Annotated in this window: 14 protein-coding genes and 1 pseudogene; 10 read left to right on the plus strand and 5 right to left on the minus strand. The window is 57.4% G+C overall.

Annotated elements, in window-relative coordinates:
• Nucleotides 1–296: 296 nt before the first annotated feature.
• From BED41_RS16695 to ilvD, 9 genes and pseudogenes are all read left to right on the plus strand, one after another.
• The gene (locus tag BED41_RS16695) at nt 297–446 is read left to right on the plus strand and encodes a 2Fe-2S iron-sulfur cluster-binding protein (RefSeq protein ID WP_229712454.1); all 150 of its coding nucleotides are present in this window, start codon (nt 297–299) and stop codon (nt 444–446) included.
• Between the two features lie 151 nt (nt 447–597).
• On the plus strand, nt 598–1,341 hold the full coding sequence (locus BED41_RS01025) for an IclR family transcriptional regulator (protein WP_066741956.1): 744 nt from the start codon (nt 598–600) through the stop codon (nt 1,339–1,341).
• 219 nt (nt 1,342–1,560) lie between these two features.
• Nucleotides 1,561–2,133 (plus strand): amidohydrolase family protein, encoded by a 573-nt coding sequence (locus BED41_RS01030; RefSeq protein WP_066741959.1) that lies wholly within the window; start codon nt 1,561–1,563, stop codon nt 2,131–2,133.
• A complete protein-coding gene (locus BED41_RS01035; RefSeq protein WP_066741961.1) occupies nt 2,133–2,312 on the plus strand; it encodes a hypothetical protein in 180 nt (59 codons plus the stop codon). The genes BED41_RS01030 and BED41_RS01035 overlap by 1 nt, the downstream gene beginning before the upstream one ends.
• Before the next feature lie 12 nt (nt 2,313–2,324).
• A pseudogene (locus tag BED41_RS01040) lies at nt 2,325–3,323 on the plus strand (hydantoinase/carbamoylase family amidase); the annotation flags it as partial.
• A 471-nt stretch (nt 3,324–3,794) separates the two neighbouring features.
• A complete protein-coding gene (gene ilvN, locus BED41_RS01045; protein ID WP_066741965.1) occupies nt 3,795–4,283 on the plus strand; it encodes an acetolactate synthase small subunit in 489 nt (162 codons plus the stop codon).
• 107 nt (nt 4,284–4,390) lie between these two features.
• Nucleotides 4,391–5,401: a ketol-acid reductoisomerase gene (ilvC, locus tag BED41_RS01050; protein ID WP_066741967.1), complete on the plus strand. Its 1,011-nt coding sequence runs from the start codon at nt 4,391–4,393 to the stop codon at nt 5,399–5,401.
• A gap of 172 nt (nt 5,402–5,573) precedes the next feature.
• Nucleotides 5,574–7,256, plus strand: a complete 1,683-nt coding sequence (gene ilvB, locus BED41_RS01055) for a biosynthetic-type acetolactate synthase large subunit (RefSeq protein ID WP_066741970.1) — start codon at nt 5,574–5,576, stop codon at nt 7,254–7,256.
• Nucleotides 7,257–7,259: 3 nt separating this feature from the next.
• Nucleotides 7,260–8,936 (plus strand): dihydroxy-acid dehydratase, encoded by a 1,677-nt coding sequence (ilvD, locus tag BED41_RS01060; RefSeq protein WP_084002166.1) that lies wholly within the window; start codon nt 7,260–7,262, stop codon nt 8,934–8,936.
• 122 nt (nt 8,937–9,058) lie between these two features.
• On the opposite strand, the gene BED41_RS01065 is transcribed toward ilvD, so the two are convergent.
• From BED41_RS01065 to BED41_RS01075, 3 genes are read right to left on the minus strand one after another with little or no spacing between them, the layout of a single operon-like run.
• Entirely contained in the window at nt 9,059–9,859 is an 801-nt protein-coding gene (locus BED41_RS01065) for an MBL fold metallo-hydrolase (RefSeq protein WP_066741973.1), read from the minus strand.
• A 14-nt stretch (nt 9,860–9,873) separates the two neighbouring features.
• Nucleotides 9,874–11,781: an NAD(+) synthase gene (locus BED41_RS01070; protein WP_066741976.1), complete on the minus strand. Its 1,908-nt coding sequence runs from the start codon at nt 11,779–11,781 to the stop codon at nt 9,874–9,876.
• Nucleotides 11,778–12,167, minus strand: a complete 390-nt coding sequence (locus tag BED41_RS01075; protein ID WP_157102389.1) for a winged helix-turn-helix transcriptional regulator — start codon at nt 12,165–12,167, stop codon at nt 11,778–11,780. Before BED41_RS01075 ends, BED41_RS01070 begins: the two co-directional genes overlap by 4 nt.
• A gap of 147 nt (nt 12,168–12,314) precedes the next feature.
• Here BED41_RS01075 and BED41_RS01080 point away from each other — a divergent pair, with 147 nt between their 5' ends.
• Nucleotides 12,315–12,716, plus strand: a complete 402-nt coding sequence (locus tag BED41_RS01080) for a pyridoxamine 5'-phosphate oxidase family protein (RefSeq protein WP_066741979.1) — start codon at nt 12,315–12,317, stop codon at nt 12,714–12,716.
• Between the two features lie 84 nt (nt 12,717–12,800).
• Here BED41_RS01080 and BED41_RS01085 read toward each other — a convergent pair whose 3' ends face one another.
• Nucleotides 12,801–14,321, minus strand: a complete 1,521-nt coding sequence (locus tag BED41_RS01085) for an efflux transporter outer membrane subunit (protein ID WP_066741982.1) — start codon at nt 14,319–14,321, stop codon at nt 12,801–12,803.
• An 11-nt stretch (nt 14,322–14,332) separates the two neighbouring features.
• A complete protein-coding gene (locus BED41_RS01090) occupies nt 14,333–17,470 on the minus strand; it encodes an efflux RND transporter permease subunit (protein ID WP_066741984.1) in 3,138 nt (1,045 codons plus the stop codon).
• Nucleotides 17,471–17,472 lie beyond the last annotated feature (2 nt).

Below are 17,472 nucleotides of genomic sequence, written 5' to 3' on the forward strand. Positions count from 1 at the left end.
TGTTTGTTGTTAATTATATCCTAGGGAACCGCTGATTAAAAGGTGCGGAGCACCAATAAAAAGGCTAAAATATTGGCAAGTCACCAAATAATGCATGTAAGAGGCGTGGACTTATGACAAGGCAGACGGCTTTTGCGATTTTGAATATCAAAGCAGGAAACGTATATCAAAGCGCGAGGAATTCTTAAATATGATGGATAAGATCATACCTTGGCAGGGCTAGGTAGAAATAATCAAATCTTTTTGCTTCGCAGGGCATCCATCTGCTCCAGAAGGCGTTCGTCGCCTACGGCGCGATACAGTGCGGCTACTGTACGCCTGGTATGCTTCTCTCCTCGAAGACGCTGCTCGACCGCAATCCACACCCGACTATGGACGAACGGAGAAGGCCTTCTCAGGGAACCTCTGCCGCGGCACGGGGTATGATAAAATATTTAAAGCTGTAATGAGCGTGGCCGACGGCGAGGTTCTTGACGATCCTGAGACGGCGTCTGGATATAGGACGACCTGTCGCCTTGCGGCTGTGAGCACAAATAAAAGCTGTCCGGTGATTCTCCACGTCTGTTGCGGAGAGCGGCCAGGCGGGGAGGATGACCGATGCGAAAATTTTTTGATTCCATAGATACGATATTGACGATCTTGGAAGCGCTTGAAAATTTGGAAGAGGCGCACAGCGTAAGAAAGATAGAGGAGCTTACCGGGGTACCGAAGAGCACGGTTCACCGCATATTGCAGGAGCTGACCGCTATCGGCTGGGCCTATCAGGACGAAGAGGACAAAAATTATTATATCGGATTGAAATTCCTCTCGCTGGCCAACGAATGGCGTGTGAATCTAGACATGGTGAAAAAGATCGATCCAGTGCTGCGGAATGTGGTCAAACGGTGCGGGCAATCCGCCTTCATCAATATTATCGACCACGAACGGGTGGTCTGTCTGCACAAGATAGAATCGAACCGCGTCGTAAGGATTACCTCGATAATCGGCGAGGAACAGCTCTTTCATGCCGGGGCCAGCGCTAGGATGCTTCTGGCGTACGCTCCGGAGGCGCTTGTGAAAAAGGTGCTCTCTCAGAAGCTGGAGGCGTTCACGCCATTTACGGTGACGGACCCGGAGCTGCTGAGGGAAGACCTGAAACAGATAAGGGAAAAGGGATATTGCGAATCGGTCGAAGAGATGGACCCCGGCGTTGCCGCGATATCCGTTCACATCGACATGTGCGGGACGGACCTGATCATGGCGCTGACGGTCGCTGGGACGAGGTTCGACTATGAGAGAGACAGAGACATGTGGCTATCCGTATTGATCGAAGAAACTAAAAATCTGACGACGCCTCGGTAAAGTCGAGTCCGGCCGTCAAAGCCGGAGACGATTTTATTATGGAAAGATTGTTGGTCAAAAACGTGCAGATCCTCACGGAGGATGATTATTTTAAAGGCTAGGTGCTGGCGGGAGACGGCAGGATAACTGTGCTGGGGTCGGCGGAGGAATTTCCCGCGGCCGGGTGATCGACGCTGGAGGGCTGACGCTGCTTCTCGGCGGGCGTATCGCGAGACCTTTGTGACGGGCACGGCCTCCGCCGCGGGCGGCAAGCATATAGAGGAGATAGGCCGCGTTACCCCCATCGACCACGCCGCCTCGCGTCCCGCTGTCGCCGAAGCGCTGGCGGTGGACCGCCTCATCCGTCTCACCGAGACGATAGACTGTCCCCTCTATCTTGTCCATATATCGACGCCGGAGGTGGTTGAGGCCACCAAAGCCACGCGCGCCAAAGGCATGAAGATCTGGATCGAGACCTGCCCGCAGTACCTTTACCTTACTGAAGAGGCCCTCAACGAATACGGAGCCTACGCGAAGTGCAATCCCGTGCTGCGTGACAAGGCGCACGTCGAAAAAATGTGGGACTATATAGAGGACGGCACGATAGATACAGTGGGAAGCGACTACGCCCCCTACACGGTGGAAAAAGAAAAAATGCGGACGATGGCCAAAGACATCGCCAAAGTTTTCGACGGCTGGAAACTCAACGGCGTGATCGACAAAGTCATCCTGCGCGGCGAAGTCGTGTATGGGGACGGCCAGGTAACGGGCGAACATGGCTACGGCAAATGCCTGCTGAAGGGAAAAGCATAATGGCTCCCGCCATTAACGAGAGCCGTTTTCTTGACGACCTCTTCGCGCAGGGAAAAATCGGCTGGAGGGTGGAACACGGCCTCCAGCGCCTTGCCTACAGTACGTCCTACCTCGAAGCGCGCGCGTGGCTCAACGGCAAAATGGAAGAAGCCGGGCTAAAGACACGGGTTGGCGGGTAGGGAAACCTCTTCGGGCGTTTTGAGGGAAAAAGCAAAAAGACGATCCTCACCGGCTCGCATCTTGACTCCGTGGATAACGGCGGTATCTACTACGGTCCGCTTGGCATAATCGCGGCGCTCGAAGTTCTGTGGACGGTAAAAGAGAGCGGTGAGCTCCCTAAACACAGCCTTGAAGTCGTCGTCTTCATCGGCGAAGAGGGAGAACCGCTCGGCGGTACCTTCGGCAGCCGCGCCTTCGCGGGACCGCTGCTGGCAGGTTACCGGTGCAAACAGCTCGTGCAATTCGGCGTCGGCGAAAAAGCGATCGCGGAAAGCAAGGGAGAGCTGGACAAATACTTGGCCTTTATCGATCTGCACATTGAACAGGGCCCCTTCCTCGAACGCCGGGGAATCGAGATCGGCGTGCCCTCGGGTATAGTTGGCATCACGCGGCTGGCGGTCAGCGTCAAGGGCGTGGCCAACCATGCGGGCACCACGCCGATGGATGAGAGAAAAGACGCCATGCGTGTGGCGGCGGAACTGATCCATAACTGGTTCGGCTGGATGGACTGGCAAAAAGAGCTTGTCTGCAATATCGGCGTCTTGGAGCTCTCCTCCGGCCACGTCAGCGTCGTGCCGGAAGAGGCGCGCTTCGTACTTGAACTGCGTTCGATCGACGACATGGCCGTCGAACGCGCCTGCTCGGAGTTTTCGGCGATGGCGGAGATATTCGCTCCATGCTCCGTATCAATAGAAAAACTTGGCACGAAGCTGGCGGTGCTCCTTGACGAGAGGCTCGTGAAGACAATAAAAGAGAGCGCCGCCAAGGCCGGATATTCCGTTGCGGTGATGCCGAGCAGCGCGTCCCATGATTCCTCTCCGCTGGCCCATGTCATACCGATGGGGATGATCTTTGTCCCGAGCCATAACGGTATAAGCCACTTAAAAGGCGAATTTACGAGCAATTCCGATCTCATACGCGGCGCGAAGGTACTCAAAGAGACATTGCTCCGAATAGGTGACAGTTTCTAAAAGCAGAAAAAGGCATTATGCTTATAAAAGCGGGGGAACACCTTTTATTCTGTTTTATGATCTCTTTTATGCCGTTATTTAATTAAGTCCATATAAAAAAGACCGTGTGAAAATTAAAATCATCGTGGAAAAGTAATAGTTGACATTTCACCTTAGAGCTTTTATTATGTCCCGTAATATGCGAAAAGGGCTAATCTCCTTTTCAATCCGGCATCGAAGGGACGGGCGGCAATGCGAAGAGATAATTTGACATCCAACGTGGCAAACATAGTCGTCGTAGTACGCATTATTAGCAGCGGGTCCCCCGAAGTGGCCGGTGCCTAATAACCGCGTTACTATCGGACCGGGACCCGCTGGGGTTCCGGTCTTTTTTGTTGCGCAGAGCTGTGGGGCGCGGGGCAGTATCGGTCATATGTTTTGCGCCGCAGGGATTTATCTATAAAAAGCTTTTTGAGAAGGGACGTTTTAAGATTGAAGAGTACTTTCAGCATTGTTTCCGAAGACAGTCCGGGCGTGCTCATGCGCATAGCGAGTCTCATCTATCGCCGTGGATACAACATCGAGAGCCTCAGCGTAGGACGCACCGACGTCCCAGGTCTTTCGCGCTTCACGGTAATCATTGAGGGTGAAGAGGGGGTCTATGACCAGATACGTAAACAGCTTATGAAGCTGATCGAGGTCATTGAGGTGCAGAATCTTACCAAGGATGGCCCTTTTGTGGAGCGCTGGCTCTCGCTCGTCAAGGTCATGGCCCCGGTTGAGCGCAGGCCGCACATCCTTCAGACGGCGGAGATATTTCGCTGCCGCGTGGTGGACCTCGGCTCCGACGCTATCACGCTTGAGGTGACGGGAGACAGGGGTAAGGTGGAGGCCTGTATGGCGGCGCTCAAGCCCTACGGTATTCTGGAGACGGCCGGTTCCGGACAGGTGGCGCTCGCGCGCACCGGATTCGAGAACTGACCGACGCGTTAAAGAAATCGTTTTTCAGGAAACTACTAAGTCCGCCGGCTTTGCCGGCCAGCTTATAGCGATATACATAAAATTCTATCTAAGGAGTGTTCTCTATTATGGCAAAGGTTTATTATGACCGCGACGCGGACCTCGCATTTCTGAACGGCAAGACGGTAGCGGTGATCGGCTACGGCAGTCAGGGGCACGCGCACGCGCAGAATCTGCGCGACAGCGGCGCCAAGGTAATCATCGCCCTGCACGAGGGAAGCAAGTCGAAGGCGAAGGCCGAGGCCGACGGTTTTGAAGTTTACACAGTGCAGGAGGCGGCGAAGCTTGCCGACCTCATCATGTTCCTCATGCCCGACCATATGCAGGCCGACATCTTCAAGAACCAGGTTCTGCCGAACATGAAGCCCGAGGCGAAACTTCTCTTCGCGCACGGCTTCGCGGTGCATTTTGGACAGATCGTGCCGCCCGCGTCGCACGACGTATTTATGGTAGCTCCGAAGGGGCCCGGCCATATGGTGCGCGCCATGTATAAAGAGGGCAAGGGCGTTCCCTGTCTCATCGCCATCTACCAGGACGCCAGCGGCAAGGCGAAGGAATTCGCGCTCGCATATGCCTCGGCAATCGGCGGCGGCCGCGCGGGCATCATTGAGACGACCTTCCGTGAAGAGACTGAAACCGACCTCTTTGGCGAACAGGCGGTCCTCTGCGGCGGCGTGACGGAGCTGATGCAGCAGGGCTTCAAGACGCTGGTGGAAGCTGGTTATCAGCCCGAGATGGCCTACTTCGAGTGCATCAACGAGATGAAGCTTATCGTAGATATGATCTTCGAGGGCGGTATGAGCTGGATGCGCTACAGCATCAGCGACACCGCGAAGTACGGCGATATGACGGCGGGTCCGCGCGTAATCGGCGAAGAGTCGCGTAAGGCGATGAAGCAGCTGCTTACCGAGATACAGGACGGCACCTTCGCGCGCGACTGGATACTTGAGAACCAGACCGGACGTCCCCGCATGAAGAAGTGGGCGAAGGCGGCACAGGAGGCTCCCTGCGAAGCTGTGGGCAAAGAGCTGCGCAAGATGATGCCCTGGATGGAACAAAAAGAAGTTCCCAAATTTTAGGATTATATAGCCCATCTCCGTCGTGACTTGCCCCTGCGCCGTCCTCACCGCACCATAGTGCGGCTCCGGGTGCGCAGAGCCAAGTCACTTAGGAGCTGGGCCATCTAATCCTAAAATTCCCGTTAACATACGTAACGGAAAAATAAAACAAAAGCAAAAAGGAGCAATCCACATGGCGAAAATGAACGGGGCTCAGATGGTCGTCAAGGCGCTGGAGGACGAGGGAGTCAGCACCGTCTTCGGACTGCCCGGCGGTACGGTCATCCATCTTTATGACGCTCTTTATGATTCAAAATTAAACCACATACTGATGCGCCACGAACAGGCGGCCTCTCACGCGGCGGACGGTTACGCGCGCACGAGCGGCAAGCCGGGGGTCTGCATCGCAACCTCGGGCCCCGGCGCCACAAATCTTGTAACGGGGATTGCCACGGCGAACCTTGACTCGGTGCCGATGGTGGCAATCACGGGACAGGTGGCGACGACGGTGATCGGCACCGACGCCTTTCAGGAGGCGGATATCGTCGGCGCGAGCCTGCCGCTCGTTAAACACAGCTTTCAGGTTCGCACGCCGGACCAGGTACAGTCGACGATCCACAAGGCCTTTTACATTGCCTCCACGGGGCGTCCGGGACCGGTCCTTGTAGACGTGCCGGCCGACGTCCAGAAGGGCATGGGAGATTATAAATATTCGACGCAGCTCGACTTTCTGGGCTATCATCCTGAAAACCTGTACGATGTCAGGCAGCTTGAAGCGGCGGTCTCGCTGATCGAACACGCCGAGCGCCCCGTGATCTTCGCGGGCGGCGGCGTCATCCGCTCAGGAGCCTCCGAGCTGCTTACCGACTTCGCGCTCAAATACGAAATACCGGTCACTACAACGCTGCTTGGCAAGGGAGCCTTCCCCGAGTCTCATCCCAGCGGCCTTTCGCTCGGCATGGCCGGTATGCACGGCCATCCTGTAGCGAACCGCGCGCTGATGGGGGCTGATGTCATCATCGCCATCGGTTCGCGCTTCAGCGATCGTACGACGGGAAACCGCCAGCGCTTCGCCGCCGACGCGAAGATCATCCATATCGATCTGGACGCGGCGGAGATTGACAAGGCGATAGAGACCGATGTCTGGCTTGTCGGAGATGCCTCCCGCGTTATCGAGGCCCTCTCCGAGGCGATGAAGAAAAAGATCGCCGATCACAGCGAATGGAACAAGACCCTGGCGGAGATACGTACGAAGGAGCCGATGCCCCGCCATGAGTACAGCGGCGAGATCGCGCCCTGGCAGGTGCTGGAGACGCTTCATGAACTGACGAAGGGCGAAGCCGTCGTCACCACCGAAGTGGGCCAGAACCAGATGTGGGCCGCGCAGCACCTCCGTGTCGAGGCTCCGCGCCGTTTCCTCAGCTCCGGCGGCCTTGGTACCATGGGCTTCGGATTTCCCGCGGCTATGGGCGCCGCCTATGCCTGCCCGGGGCAGACAGTCTGCTGTATCGCGGGCGACGGCAGCCTCATGATGAACATTCAGGAGCTCGACACCTGCGCGCGCTACGACATCCCCGTGAAGGTGATCCTGCTCAACAACGCCTGTCTGGGCAATGTGCGGCAGTGGCAGCAGTTCTTCTATGATCACCGCTACTCCAACACGATATATAACCGCACTCCGGACTTTGTCAAACTCTCCGAGGCGATGGGCGTTCCCGGATATGCCGCCTCGCGTCCCGAAGAGCTGCGTCCGACGCTCGAAAAGGCGCTCGCCGCACCCGGCCCCGCGCTGATCGACATCAGGATACCGCAGGGAGCTCTCGTAGTGCCGATGGTATATCCCGGAAACTCACTAGACAACATGGTAACAGGATAGGAAGTGAACGATAAATTGAACAGCGATAAAGCTAAAAAAGGATATCTTCGTAGCCCCCACCGTTCATTGCTGAAGGCGGCCGGCTACACCGACTGGGAGATAGAGCGTCCGTGGATCGGCGTGGCGAACGCCTATAACGCCGTCATTCCCGGCCATGTGCATCTGCGCACAATAACGGAGGCCGTCAAGGCCGGCATCTACGCCGCCGGCGGCCTGCCGATAGAATTTCCCGTTATCGGCGTCTGCGACGGTATCGCGATGAATCATGAGGGAATGAAATTCTCGCTGCCGAGCCGCGAACTGATCATGGACTCGGTTGAAGTCATGACGCGCGCCCACGCGCTCGACGGCCTCGTGCTGGTACCGAACTGCGACAAGATCATCCCCGGAATGGCGATGGCGGCGGCGGAGCTCAATCTGCCCGCGATAGTGATCTCCGGCGGCCCGATGATGGCCGGACAGCACAACGGACGTACCCTTGACCTTAACAGCGTCTTTGAGGGTGTCGGTCAGCGCGGCGCGGGAAAGATCGACGACGCGGCGCTTCAGGATATCGAGGACAACGCCTGCCCCGGCTGCGGTTCCTGCTCCGGCATGTTCACCGCCAATACGATGAACTGCATGATGGAGGTGCTCGGCCTCGGCCTGCCCGGGAACGGCACCATACCCGCCGTACACGCGGGGCGCATTCGCCTCGCTAAGGATGCCGGACGCGCGGTCATGAACCTTGTGGAAAAAAATATCCGTCCGCGCGACATCCTCACGATAGAGGCCTTTAAAAACGCCGTCGCGGTGGACCTTGCGCTTGGTGGTTCGACGAACACCTCGCTCCATCTGCCCGCGATCGCCTGGGCGGCTGGGCTTGAGCTGCCCCTGGAGATATTCAACGAGGTCGGCGCGAAGGTGCCGCATCTTTGCTCGATGAGCCCCGGCGGCGCGCATCATATTGAGGACCTCTGGCGCGCGGGCGGCGTACAGGCTTTGATGGAACAGCTGCTTGAGGTCGGCCTCATAAACGGCGGGACAATCACCGTTACTGGCGCCACAACGGCGGAAAATGTCGCCGGCGCCAAGGTCGTCGACGCGGAAGTTATTCGTCCCATTGATAATCCGCACCATAAAGAGGGCGGCCTTGCCTTCATGAAGGGTACCCTCGCGCCGCTCGGCGCAATCGTCAAACAGGCGGCGGTGGCTCCGGAAATGCTTGTCCACAGAGGACCGGCGCGCGTCTTCGACTGTGAGGAAGATGCGAGCGCCGCGATCATGGCGAACAAGATAAACGACGGCGACGTCGTCGTCATCCGCTACGAGGGGCCGAAGGGCGGTCCCGGCATGCGCGAGATGCTTGCCCCCACCTCGGCGATCATGGGCCAGGGCAAGGGCGGCACCGTAGCGCTTATCACCGACGGCAGATTCTCCGGCGCGACGCGCGGCGCGGCCATCGGCCACGTCTCGCCCGAGGCTGCGGTCGGCGGTCCTATCGGCCTTGTCGAGGAGGGCGACGAAATATCCATCAACATTCCGGAAAAATGTCTCGACCTTCTCGTGTCTGACGAGGTGCTGGAAGAACGCCGCAAGAAGTTCGTTCCCCACGTCCAGGAGGTCGACAGCCCCTTCCTGAACCGCTACCGCGCCTTCGCCACAAGCGGAGTCGAGGGCGGCGTGCTGAAAAAGCAGTAAGGCGGTCTAACGGGCCGTATAATTGGTACCGCTGATTTAAAATACAAAGCCGGAGCCCTTTAAATCCCTGGGGCTCCGGTTCTCTTTTTGATGTAAATTATGAAGGACCGCTTTGCGCGCGGCTATAGCTCGATGGTCTCCAGATCATCCGGCACGAAGATATTTCCGTTAAAATATTTGCGGCCCTCCGCCAGGTAGAGCGATTTGCGGTCCGCGATATTTTTGTCTTCCGTGTGATAGAGGAGCAGATTTTTCACCCCCAGCCTTTCGGCGGTGATCGCGGCGTCTTTTACGGTGGAATGGCTTTTTTCATAGGGATGGAATATGTCAGCCTGCGCGTGCAGGCAAAAGGCCTCGTGCAGGAGCCACTTGCTCTTTTCGGCGTAGGAACGCTCATATTCGCTGTAAGGCTCGTCGCCGCAGCAGGTAAGTCTTTCTCCGTTCCCCAGGCTGACGGTAAAGCCAAACTGCTTCGCCTTGGCGGAATGGATGTCGAAAAATACAGTCTTCCGCCCGATTACCTGCCGCTCCTCGCCGTCGGCGACGGGAATCAGGTGCAGCCTGCGGCCGATGAAACGGGTATCCTTTTCCGGCAGCAGCGAATGCGCCGTTTCGTTGAGGAGCGAGATCAGCTCCTCATGGGCATAGATATTCGCCTCGCCCTCATATTCTCCCTGTCTCATATACTGGCAGATCATGCGCACCATCCAGATGATGCCAAGCAGATGGTCGACGTGTCCATGCGTTACGAAAATATCCTTTATCGACTTCCAGTCGATCCCGGTCCTTTTCAGCTGCCGTAGGACGGTATTCCCGCCGCCGCCGTCCACTAAAAAATGACGGTCTCCCTCGCTGAGGACAAAACAGGTGTTGTAGCATTCTGTTACGAGGGCGTTGCCAGTTCCCAGCATTGTAATCTTCAAGACATGGGCCTCCCTTATTCCAGCTCCGCCAGCCACAGCGCCGCCGCCGCGTCCGAGGGCATGCGCCAGTCACCGCGCGGGGAGAGCGTTACGGAGCCGATCTTCGGGCCGTCGGGCATACAGGAACGCTTAAACTGCTGCGCGAAGAAGCGGCGGTAAAAGTTTTTCAGCCATTTGTCGATCGTTTCGCCGTCGTAGATGCCGGAGAATGCTGCCCCCGCCAGGCGGCGGATCTTGCGCGGCGCGAAGCCGCAGCGGACCGCATAGTAGAGGAAAAAGTCGTGCAGCTCGTAGGGGCCGACAATGTCCTCCGTTTTTTGCGAGATCTTCCCACCCTCCGCCGGCAGCAGCTCCGGGCTCACGGGGGTGTCGAGGATATCAAGCAGCGCGCGGCGCAGCGGTTTGTTATCCGTCCGGTCCGCGGCATAACGCACGATGTGGCGTACGAGGGTTTTGGGTACGGAGGCGTTGACGCCGTACATCGACATCTGATCACCGTTATAGGTGGCCCAGCCGAGCGCCAGCTCCGAGAGGTCGCCGGTACCCACAACGAGGCCGCCATGTTTGTTGGCGATGTCCATCAGTATCTGCGTGCGCTCACGCGCCTGGGCGTTTTCAAAGGTGACGTCGTGGTTGTTTTCATCCTGTCCGATATCGCGGAAGTGAAGCCTCACAGCCTCTGTGATGTCGACGGAGCGGAATTCCACTCCCAGCGACTCGCAGAGCAGCGCGGCGTTCCCTCTTGTGCGCGCCGTCGTACCGAAGCAGGGCATCGTCACAGCCAGGACGTCGCCTCTGGGGCGCCCGGCAAGATCCATCCCCCTGACGGCGACGAGCAGCGCCAGGCAGGAGTCCAGACCGCCCGATATCCCGATGACGGCATGTTTTGCGTGTGAATGTTCCAGCCGCTTTTTCAGGCCGTGCGCCTGCATCGTGAGGATCATCTCCGCGCGCCTGCCGCGTTCGGCTCCGTCCTCGGGGACGAATGGCTGTTTCGTGATCTTGCGTTCGGCGATGTCCGTATCGGAGGTCTCCATTTCAAAGGTAACGGTCTCGTAGCCCGCTGCACGGCTTTCCGGATATGTGGTGAGCCGCCTGCGCTCCTGCGAGAGCAGCTGCAGATCAACGACGGCGGAGCAGCGGCCGGTGGAAAAGGGCGCGCACTCCGAGAGCAGGCGGCCGTTTTCCGTGATGAGGTTATGGCCGCCGAATACCATATCGGTCGTCGATTCGCCGCAGCCGGCGTCGGCATAGACGTAGGCGCAGACGAGCCGTGAGGACTGCCCCACCGCAAGCGAGCGGCGGTACTCCGCTTTGCCGATGGTCTCGTCGCTCGCCGAGAGGTTCGCGATGATGAGCGCTCCCGCAAGCGCGTGGGAGACGGAGGGCGGCTCCGGCACCCAGAGGTCCTCGCAGATCTCAGCGGCGAAGCGGAAACCGTCCATTGACGTGCATTGGAAAATCAGCTTTGTCCCGAAGGGAGTGTCACCGCCGCAAAGACGTATACCGGCGTTCTCCTCCGGCGTGGAGCAGAACCACCTCTTTTCGTAAAACTCCCCGTAGTTTGGGAGGTTTTTCTTGGGCACGACGCCGAGCAGTGTTCCCTTATAGACGACTGCGGCGCAGTTGTATAATTTCCCCTCACGTACTGCCGGCAGCCCGATAAGCGTAACGACGGGAAGTTTTTTAGTGTCACTGAGTATCTTTGCGAGCGCCGCCTCCGCGCCATCCGTCAGCGTCCGCTGCAGAAAGAGGTCGCCGCAGGTATAGCCGGTGATGCAAAGCTCCGGCAGTACGAGCAGGTGCACGCCATCTTTCGCCGCATGCGACATCGCTTCGGTGATCTTTTCCGCGTTATAAACGCAGTCCGCAACGCGCATCTCCGGCGAGACCGCGGCGATCTTTATAAAGCCGTCTTTCATGAAAGTTTCTCCCCGGAGATTTGATAAATTACCGTTCCGTCATCCCTCTGTTTGGGCGAACATTCTCCCAGCGTCTCTTTATAACGCTCTCCCCAGCCCCACATGGCGTCGAGGATCGGCTTCAGGCTGTAGCCGGTCTCGGTGAGAGTGTATTCGACGCGCGGCGGGACCTCGGCGTAGACTTTGCGGGTCAGCAGGCCGCTCTCTTCCATCGCGCGCAGCTGCTGCGTGAGCACCTTCTGCGTGACGCTGCCGATGGATTTTTTCAGCTCGCCGAAGCGTTTGGTCCCCGGCATCAGGTCGCGCAGGATGAGTACCTTCCATTTATCTCCGATCAGTGTCAGGGTCGTCTCTACGGGACAGGGGGGCAGGTCTTTTATCAGCATGGTTGTCTCCTCCATTAGTATCATTATGGTAACTATAGCACAAAATAGTGCTTACTTTACATTATATCCTTAGGTTTTTATTATAAGTCTATTGATAAGTGAGAGCAATCCATTGCTTAATAAAATAAATTGAGGGAGGAAATTAAAATGAACGAAGTTGTTAAATTTTTGAGTGAAAATCCTGTGCAGTATCTGGCGACGGTCGGCCTTGACGGCAAAGGGAAGTGCCGCCCCTTTATGTTCTGTTTCGAGCGTGAGGGCAAGCTTTGGTTCTGCACCAACAGTACCAAAGAGGTCTATAAAGAGATGACGGCCAATCCCTATGTCGAGGTTAGCGTTTCCAGCCCTGACTATGCGTGGCTGCGTATTGCTGGCAGGGCCGTATTTGTGAACAATATGGAGGTCAAGGAGGGCTGCATGGCCTATCCCCTCATCAAAGGGCTGTATCAGAGCGCGGATAATCCCATATTTGAAGTTTTTTATCTTGCGGACGCGCACGCGGTGATCGCCGATTTTTCCGGCAATCCGCCGAAGGAATACGACCTCTAAATTCTTGATACGGCGATAATGAATAAAAGAGGCCCTCTCATAAGAGAAGGCCTCTTTTGACGTCTTGCGGCTGTTTTGCCGCCGTTATTTTTTTGCCTGCTTTGCCGCTTCGGCGAGCGCCTTTTCGGCCTCTTCCATCGGCTGCCAGCCGCCGCCGAGCGCTTTGAAGAGCGCCACGGCGTTTGTTGATATCTGTCCCTGGCTGATGACGTATTCCTCCGAGAGGCCCGTCAGTGAGCGCTGGGCGTTGATGACGTTGGTGAAGTCAACGAGGCCGTTGGCGTATTTATCGTTCGCGATGTCAAGTGCCGTCTGAGCGGCCTCCACGCCGCGTTTGAGGGACTCGTTGCGCTCGTATTCCTTGACGTTCGCGGAGAGCGAGTCGCGTACCTCGCCGACGGCGGAGAGTACCGTCTGCTCGTAGGCCGCAAGCAGCTGTTCGGCCTTTGCTCCCTGTACCTTGATGTTATTGCGTATCGCGCCGGCATGGAAGATTGGCCAGCTTATCTGCGGCAGGAAGCTGTACAGCTTCGCGGGGCCGGAGAAGAGGCTGCCCCAGTTGCCCGCCTCGGTGCCGATCGATCCCGTAAGGTAGAACTTGGGCCAGAGATCTGCCTGCGCCGATTTTTTGCGCGCAAGCTGAGCCACAAGCTGCCGTTCTGCCTGACGGATGTCAGGACGCTGACGGACGGCGTTCGCCGGTATGCCGATGAACTCCGTACCGGAGAGCTTGGGTATCGGCTGCTTCGCCGCAAGCTTTTCTTCCAGCGTTCCGGGAACCTCGCCCACGAGTATCGCGAGCGCGTTCATCGTCTGCTCTATCGAGGATTCGATGCTGGGAATGCTGGCCCGCGTCTGTTCCATCGTGTACTGCGCCTGTTTCAGCGCGAGCGAGTCTGATAGACCGGAGTCGACCTTTGACTGCTGGATATCAACGGTATCCTGCTGGAGACCGAGGTTATACTGCGCGATCGCCAGGCGCTCCTGAAGGGTGCGCAGCGAGATGTAGTTCATCGCCACCTCTGACGCTAAGCTCGTCCAGGTGGAGTACAGCGCCGCGTACTGGGCCTCGAGCGTCGCTCTCTGCGCTCTGACGCTTGCGCGCTGGCCGCCGAAGACGTCTATCTCCCATGAGGCGTCGATGCCGAGCTTGTAGAGATTCGTGCCGCTGCCTGTACCTGCTGGTAAAGGTGTGCGGCTGTTGTTCCAGAAGTTCGTGGAATCCAGCCAGGGCAGCAGATTCGCCTGGCTGATCCCGAGCGATGCGCGTGCCTCGGTCACTCTGGCGCGCGCCGCCGCGAGGTCGCGGTTGCTTTCGAGCGACTTGAGGATGAGTTCCGTCATCATCGGGTCGTTGAAGATGTTCCACCAGCTTGCGAGGTGCTCCGGCGTGAGCGCCTGAGAGATGTCGTCGGAGACGGCGGGAACTGGGTAGAGCTGCGCCAGCATCGTCCATTCGCCGTTTTTGACCTGTATGTCGCGCGAGGCAGCCACAGCCGACAGGTCAGCGGAAGCGGGCTGCGTCTCGGCCTTCGCCGCGAAGGCGGTGCCGGCCGTCAGCATTATCAGCGCGGATATCGTGCAAAGTGTAAGTTTTTTTATCATCACGCGCCTCCTTATTTCCCTTCTCTTTTTACAGTGTTGCTTACGCGTCCCTTGACCCTCTCTCTCGTTCCCTGGAAGAAGACGTAGAGGGCCGGAATGAAGAAGATACCTATTATTGTGGCGGCGTTCATTCCGAAGAACATCGTTGTGCCGACTGCCTTGCGGCTTGCCGCGCCGGCTCCAGAGGCGAAGAGCATTGGAAGGACGCCGAGGACGCAGGTGAAGGCCGTCATGAGGACGGCTCGGAAACGTTCGCTCGCCGCGGTGGCCGCCGCCTGTATCAATGGCAGGCCGTGGTCCTCGCGCTGTTCTTTGGCGAATTCAACGATGAGGATTGCGTTCTTCGCGGCAAGTCCGATGAGCAGGAGGATGCCGAGCTGCGCGTAGACGGAGATGGAGAGTCCCATTACCCATAGTCCACCCAAAGCTCCGAACATGGCGACCGGCAACGAGAGGATGACTGGTACTGGAACCGACCAGCTTTCATACTGCGCGACGAGGAAGAGATAGGCGAATATCAGTGCGATGGCAAGCACAATGATTATGTCGCCCTTCGAATTTTGTTCCTGATAGGTCATGCCGGACCAGTCATAAGAGTAGCCCTCGGGCAGTATCTTTTTGCTTAGTTCGGCTACTTTTGCGATACCCTGCCCCGAAGAGAACCCTGGCTTCATGACTATCGTGATACCGGCGCTCGGATAGAGGTTGTAGCGGTCTATTGCGCGCGGCGCGAGAGTTTTGCGGAGCGTCATAAGGCTTTGCAGCGGTACCTGCTCGCCGTTGGTATTCCGTACGAAGATCCCGCCGATCCTGTCCATGTTGTTTCTGTAGTTCCATTCCGACTGGACCATGACGCGGTTGACCTGTGTGCCGATGTTGATGTCGTTGATGTAAGCGGAGCCAAAGTAGGTCTGCAGGGTGGAGAAGATGGTGCCAATCTGCACGTTCATCAGTTCCGCCTTTTCACGGTCGATGTCGAGATAAAGATGCGGAGTGTCCGCTGTGTATGAGCTGAAGGCATAGAGGAACTCGGGGGTTTGGTTGAGTTCCACGAGCAGCGCTTTCATGACCTTGGCGAGATGTTCAGGGTTATTTTCCATGGTCGACTGGAGCCTCATGTCAAGCCCGGAGGCCATGCCCAGCCCCATGATCGCCGGAGGCGTGAATACGTTGGTGCTTGCCTGCGGGTATTTCGCCGCGATCTGCCTGACCTGCGCCACTATCGACGTAAGCTGCAGTTCTTTTGACTTGCGTTCGTTCCACGGGTTAAGGGGAAGGATTATGGAGGCGACGTTTTCGCCGTTGCCACCCATGATATTGATGCCTTCGATGTTCATGACGTCCCGGACGCCCTTGATCTTGCCGATCTCGGTCGCCATCGGGCGCACGACGGCCTGTGTGCGTGGCAGTGTCGCTCCCTCTGGGAGCTGGACGGCGGCGAAGATGACGCCCTGGTCTTCATCGGGGATGAACGAGGTGGGTGTCGTCACGGAGACGAGCCAGCAGGCCCCTATTACCGCTCCGAGCAGGACGATCGTGACGATCATGCGTCGCGCGAGCCAGGTTGCTCCCCTGACGTATCCGCGCGTGGTCTTCGCGAGGGTAGTGTTGAACCACTTCAGCAACCCGCGTTCGGCGGGCTTGACCTCGCGCAGCATGTGAGCGCACATAGCCGGCGAAAGCGTGAGCGCGACGATGAGCGAAAATACGACAGAGAAGGAGATGGTCACGGCAAACTGCTTGTATATCTGTCCCGTGATGCCGCCCATGAATCCTACCGGTACGAAGATGGCGAGGAATACGAGCGTCGTCGCCGTCATCGGTGCCGTGACGTCCTTCATCGCTAGGATGGTGGCGGCTTCAGGAGAGCATTTGTCCCTGTCCATGATGAACGTTACTCGTTCGACGACGACGATGGCGTTGTCGACGACCGTTCCGATTACGAGCACCAGTCCGAACAGCGAAAGAATGTTGATGCTATATCCCATCGCCGCCAGCCCCGCGAAGGTCGCAAGCAGGGAGATCGGAATCGCCGCGACAGGAACTAACGTGACGCGCCAGTCCTGAAGAAATAGATAACAGACCAGCACGACGAGCAGGAATGTGATAATAAGAGTGGTCAGTATCTCTTTGATCGTTGCCTTGACGTATGTCGTCGAGTCGTAGTTTATAAGAAGCTTCATGTCCTTCGGCATAGACTGCGAAAGCTGTTCCATCGTTTTTTTTGCGGCGGACATGACGTCAAGAGCATTTGAACCGGCTGCCTGCGAGAGCGATATCATTGCCGCGGGCGCGCCGTTGACGCTCGCGTGGGTGTTGTATGTCTCTGAGCCGAGCTCTATGCGCGCGATGTCACGTAGTTTGACGAGGCCGCCCTGTTCGGTGGTACGGACGATGATATTGTCAAATTCTTTGATGCTGGAAAGGCGTCCCCGTGTCTGCAGCGAATAGACGATGGGGCTGTCGAGATCGCTGCCCGGCGTTGCGCCGATCGAACCTATCGAAGCCTGCTTGTTCTGGCTCTGGATTGCCGCCGCGACGTCACTGATCGACAGGCCAAGCGAGGCAACGCGCGCCGGGTCGAGCCAGATACGGATGCTGTACTTTGAACCGAAGACTTGAACGTCTCCCATGCCGGGAACGCGCTTCATCGTGTTTCTGATGTTGCCGTATGCGTAATTCATCAGTGCAAGCTCGTCATAGGTCCCGTTCGGAGACAGCAACGCCAGGAACCCGAGTGTATCGGAGAAGGACGTTTCCACGGTGATTCCCTCCGCCGTGACCTCCGAAGGTAGCTGCGGCGTAACCTGTGAGACACGGTTCTGTACGCGGACGAGCGCCATATCGGGGTCGGTGCCGGTGGCGAAGGTGATAGTGAGCTTATATTGCCCGTTATTGCTGGATGTCGAGTTCATGTATATCATGCCTTCGACGCCGTTGACCATCTCTTCAAGCGGAGCTCCGACTGTGTTTGCGAGGGTACTGGCGTCAGCGCCGCGGTAAGTCGTTGATACCTGTATCTGAGGCGGTGTGACGTTGGGGTACTGCGCGACCGGTAGCGAGAAAGCTGCGATTACGCCGGCAAGGGCCATCAGGATGCTGATGACCATTGCGAAGCGCGGGCGGTCTATAAAAAATTTCGCGAACATTG

Origin of the sequence: Cloacibacillus porcorum, assembly GCF_001701045.1 — a bacterium.
Taxonomy (GTDB): Bacteria; Synergistota; Synergistia; order Synergistales; family Synergistaceae; genus Cloacibacillus; species Cloacibacillus porcorum.

Coding starts and splice junctions, on each gene's coding strand:
- BED41_RS01085 (WP_066741982.1), bottom strand. CDS start 14,321: ATGATAAAAAAACTTACACTTTGCACGATATCCGCGCTGATAATGCTG.
- ilvB (WP_066741970.1), top strand. CDS start 5,574: ATGGCGAAAATGAACGGGGCTCAGATGGTCGTCAAGGCGCTGGAGGAC.
- BED41_RS01070 (WP_066741976.1), bottom strand. CDS start 11,781: ATGAAAGACGGCTTTATAAAGATCGCCGCGGTCTCGCCGGAGATGCGC.
- ilvC (WP_066741967.1), top strand. CDS start 4,391: ATGGCAAAGGTTTATTATGACCGCGACGCGGACCTCGCATTTCTGAAC.
- BED41_RS01035 (WP_066741961.1), top strand. CDS start 2,133: ATGGCTCCCGCCATTAACGAGAGCCGTTTTCTTGACGACCTCTTCGCG.
- BED41_RS01075 (WP_157102389.1), bottom strand. CDS start 12,167: ATGCTGATAAAAGACCTGCCCCCCTGTCCCGTAGAGACGACCCTGACA.
- BED41_RS01025 (WP_066741956.1), top strand. CDS start 598: ATGCGAAAATTTTTTGATTCCATAGATACGATATTGACGATCTTGGAA.
- BED41_RS01080 (WP_066741979.1), top strand. CDS start 12,315: ATGAACGAAGTTGTTAAATTTTTGAGTGAAAATCCTGTGCAGTATCTG.
- BED41_RS01090 (WP_066741984.1), bottom strand. CDS start 17,470: ATGTTCGCGAAATTTTTTATAGACCGCCCGCGCTTCGCAATGGTCATC.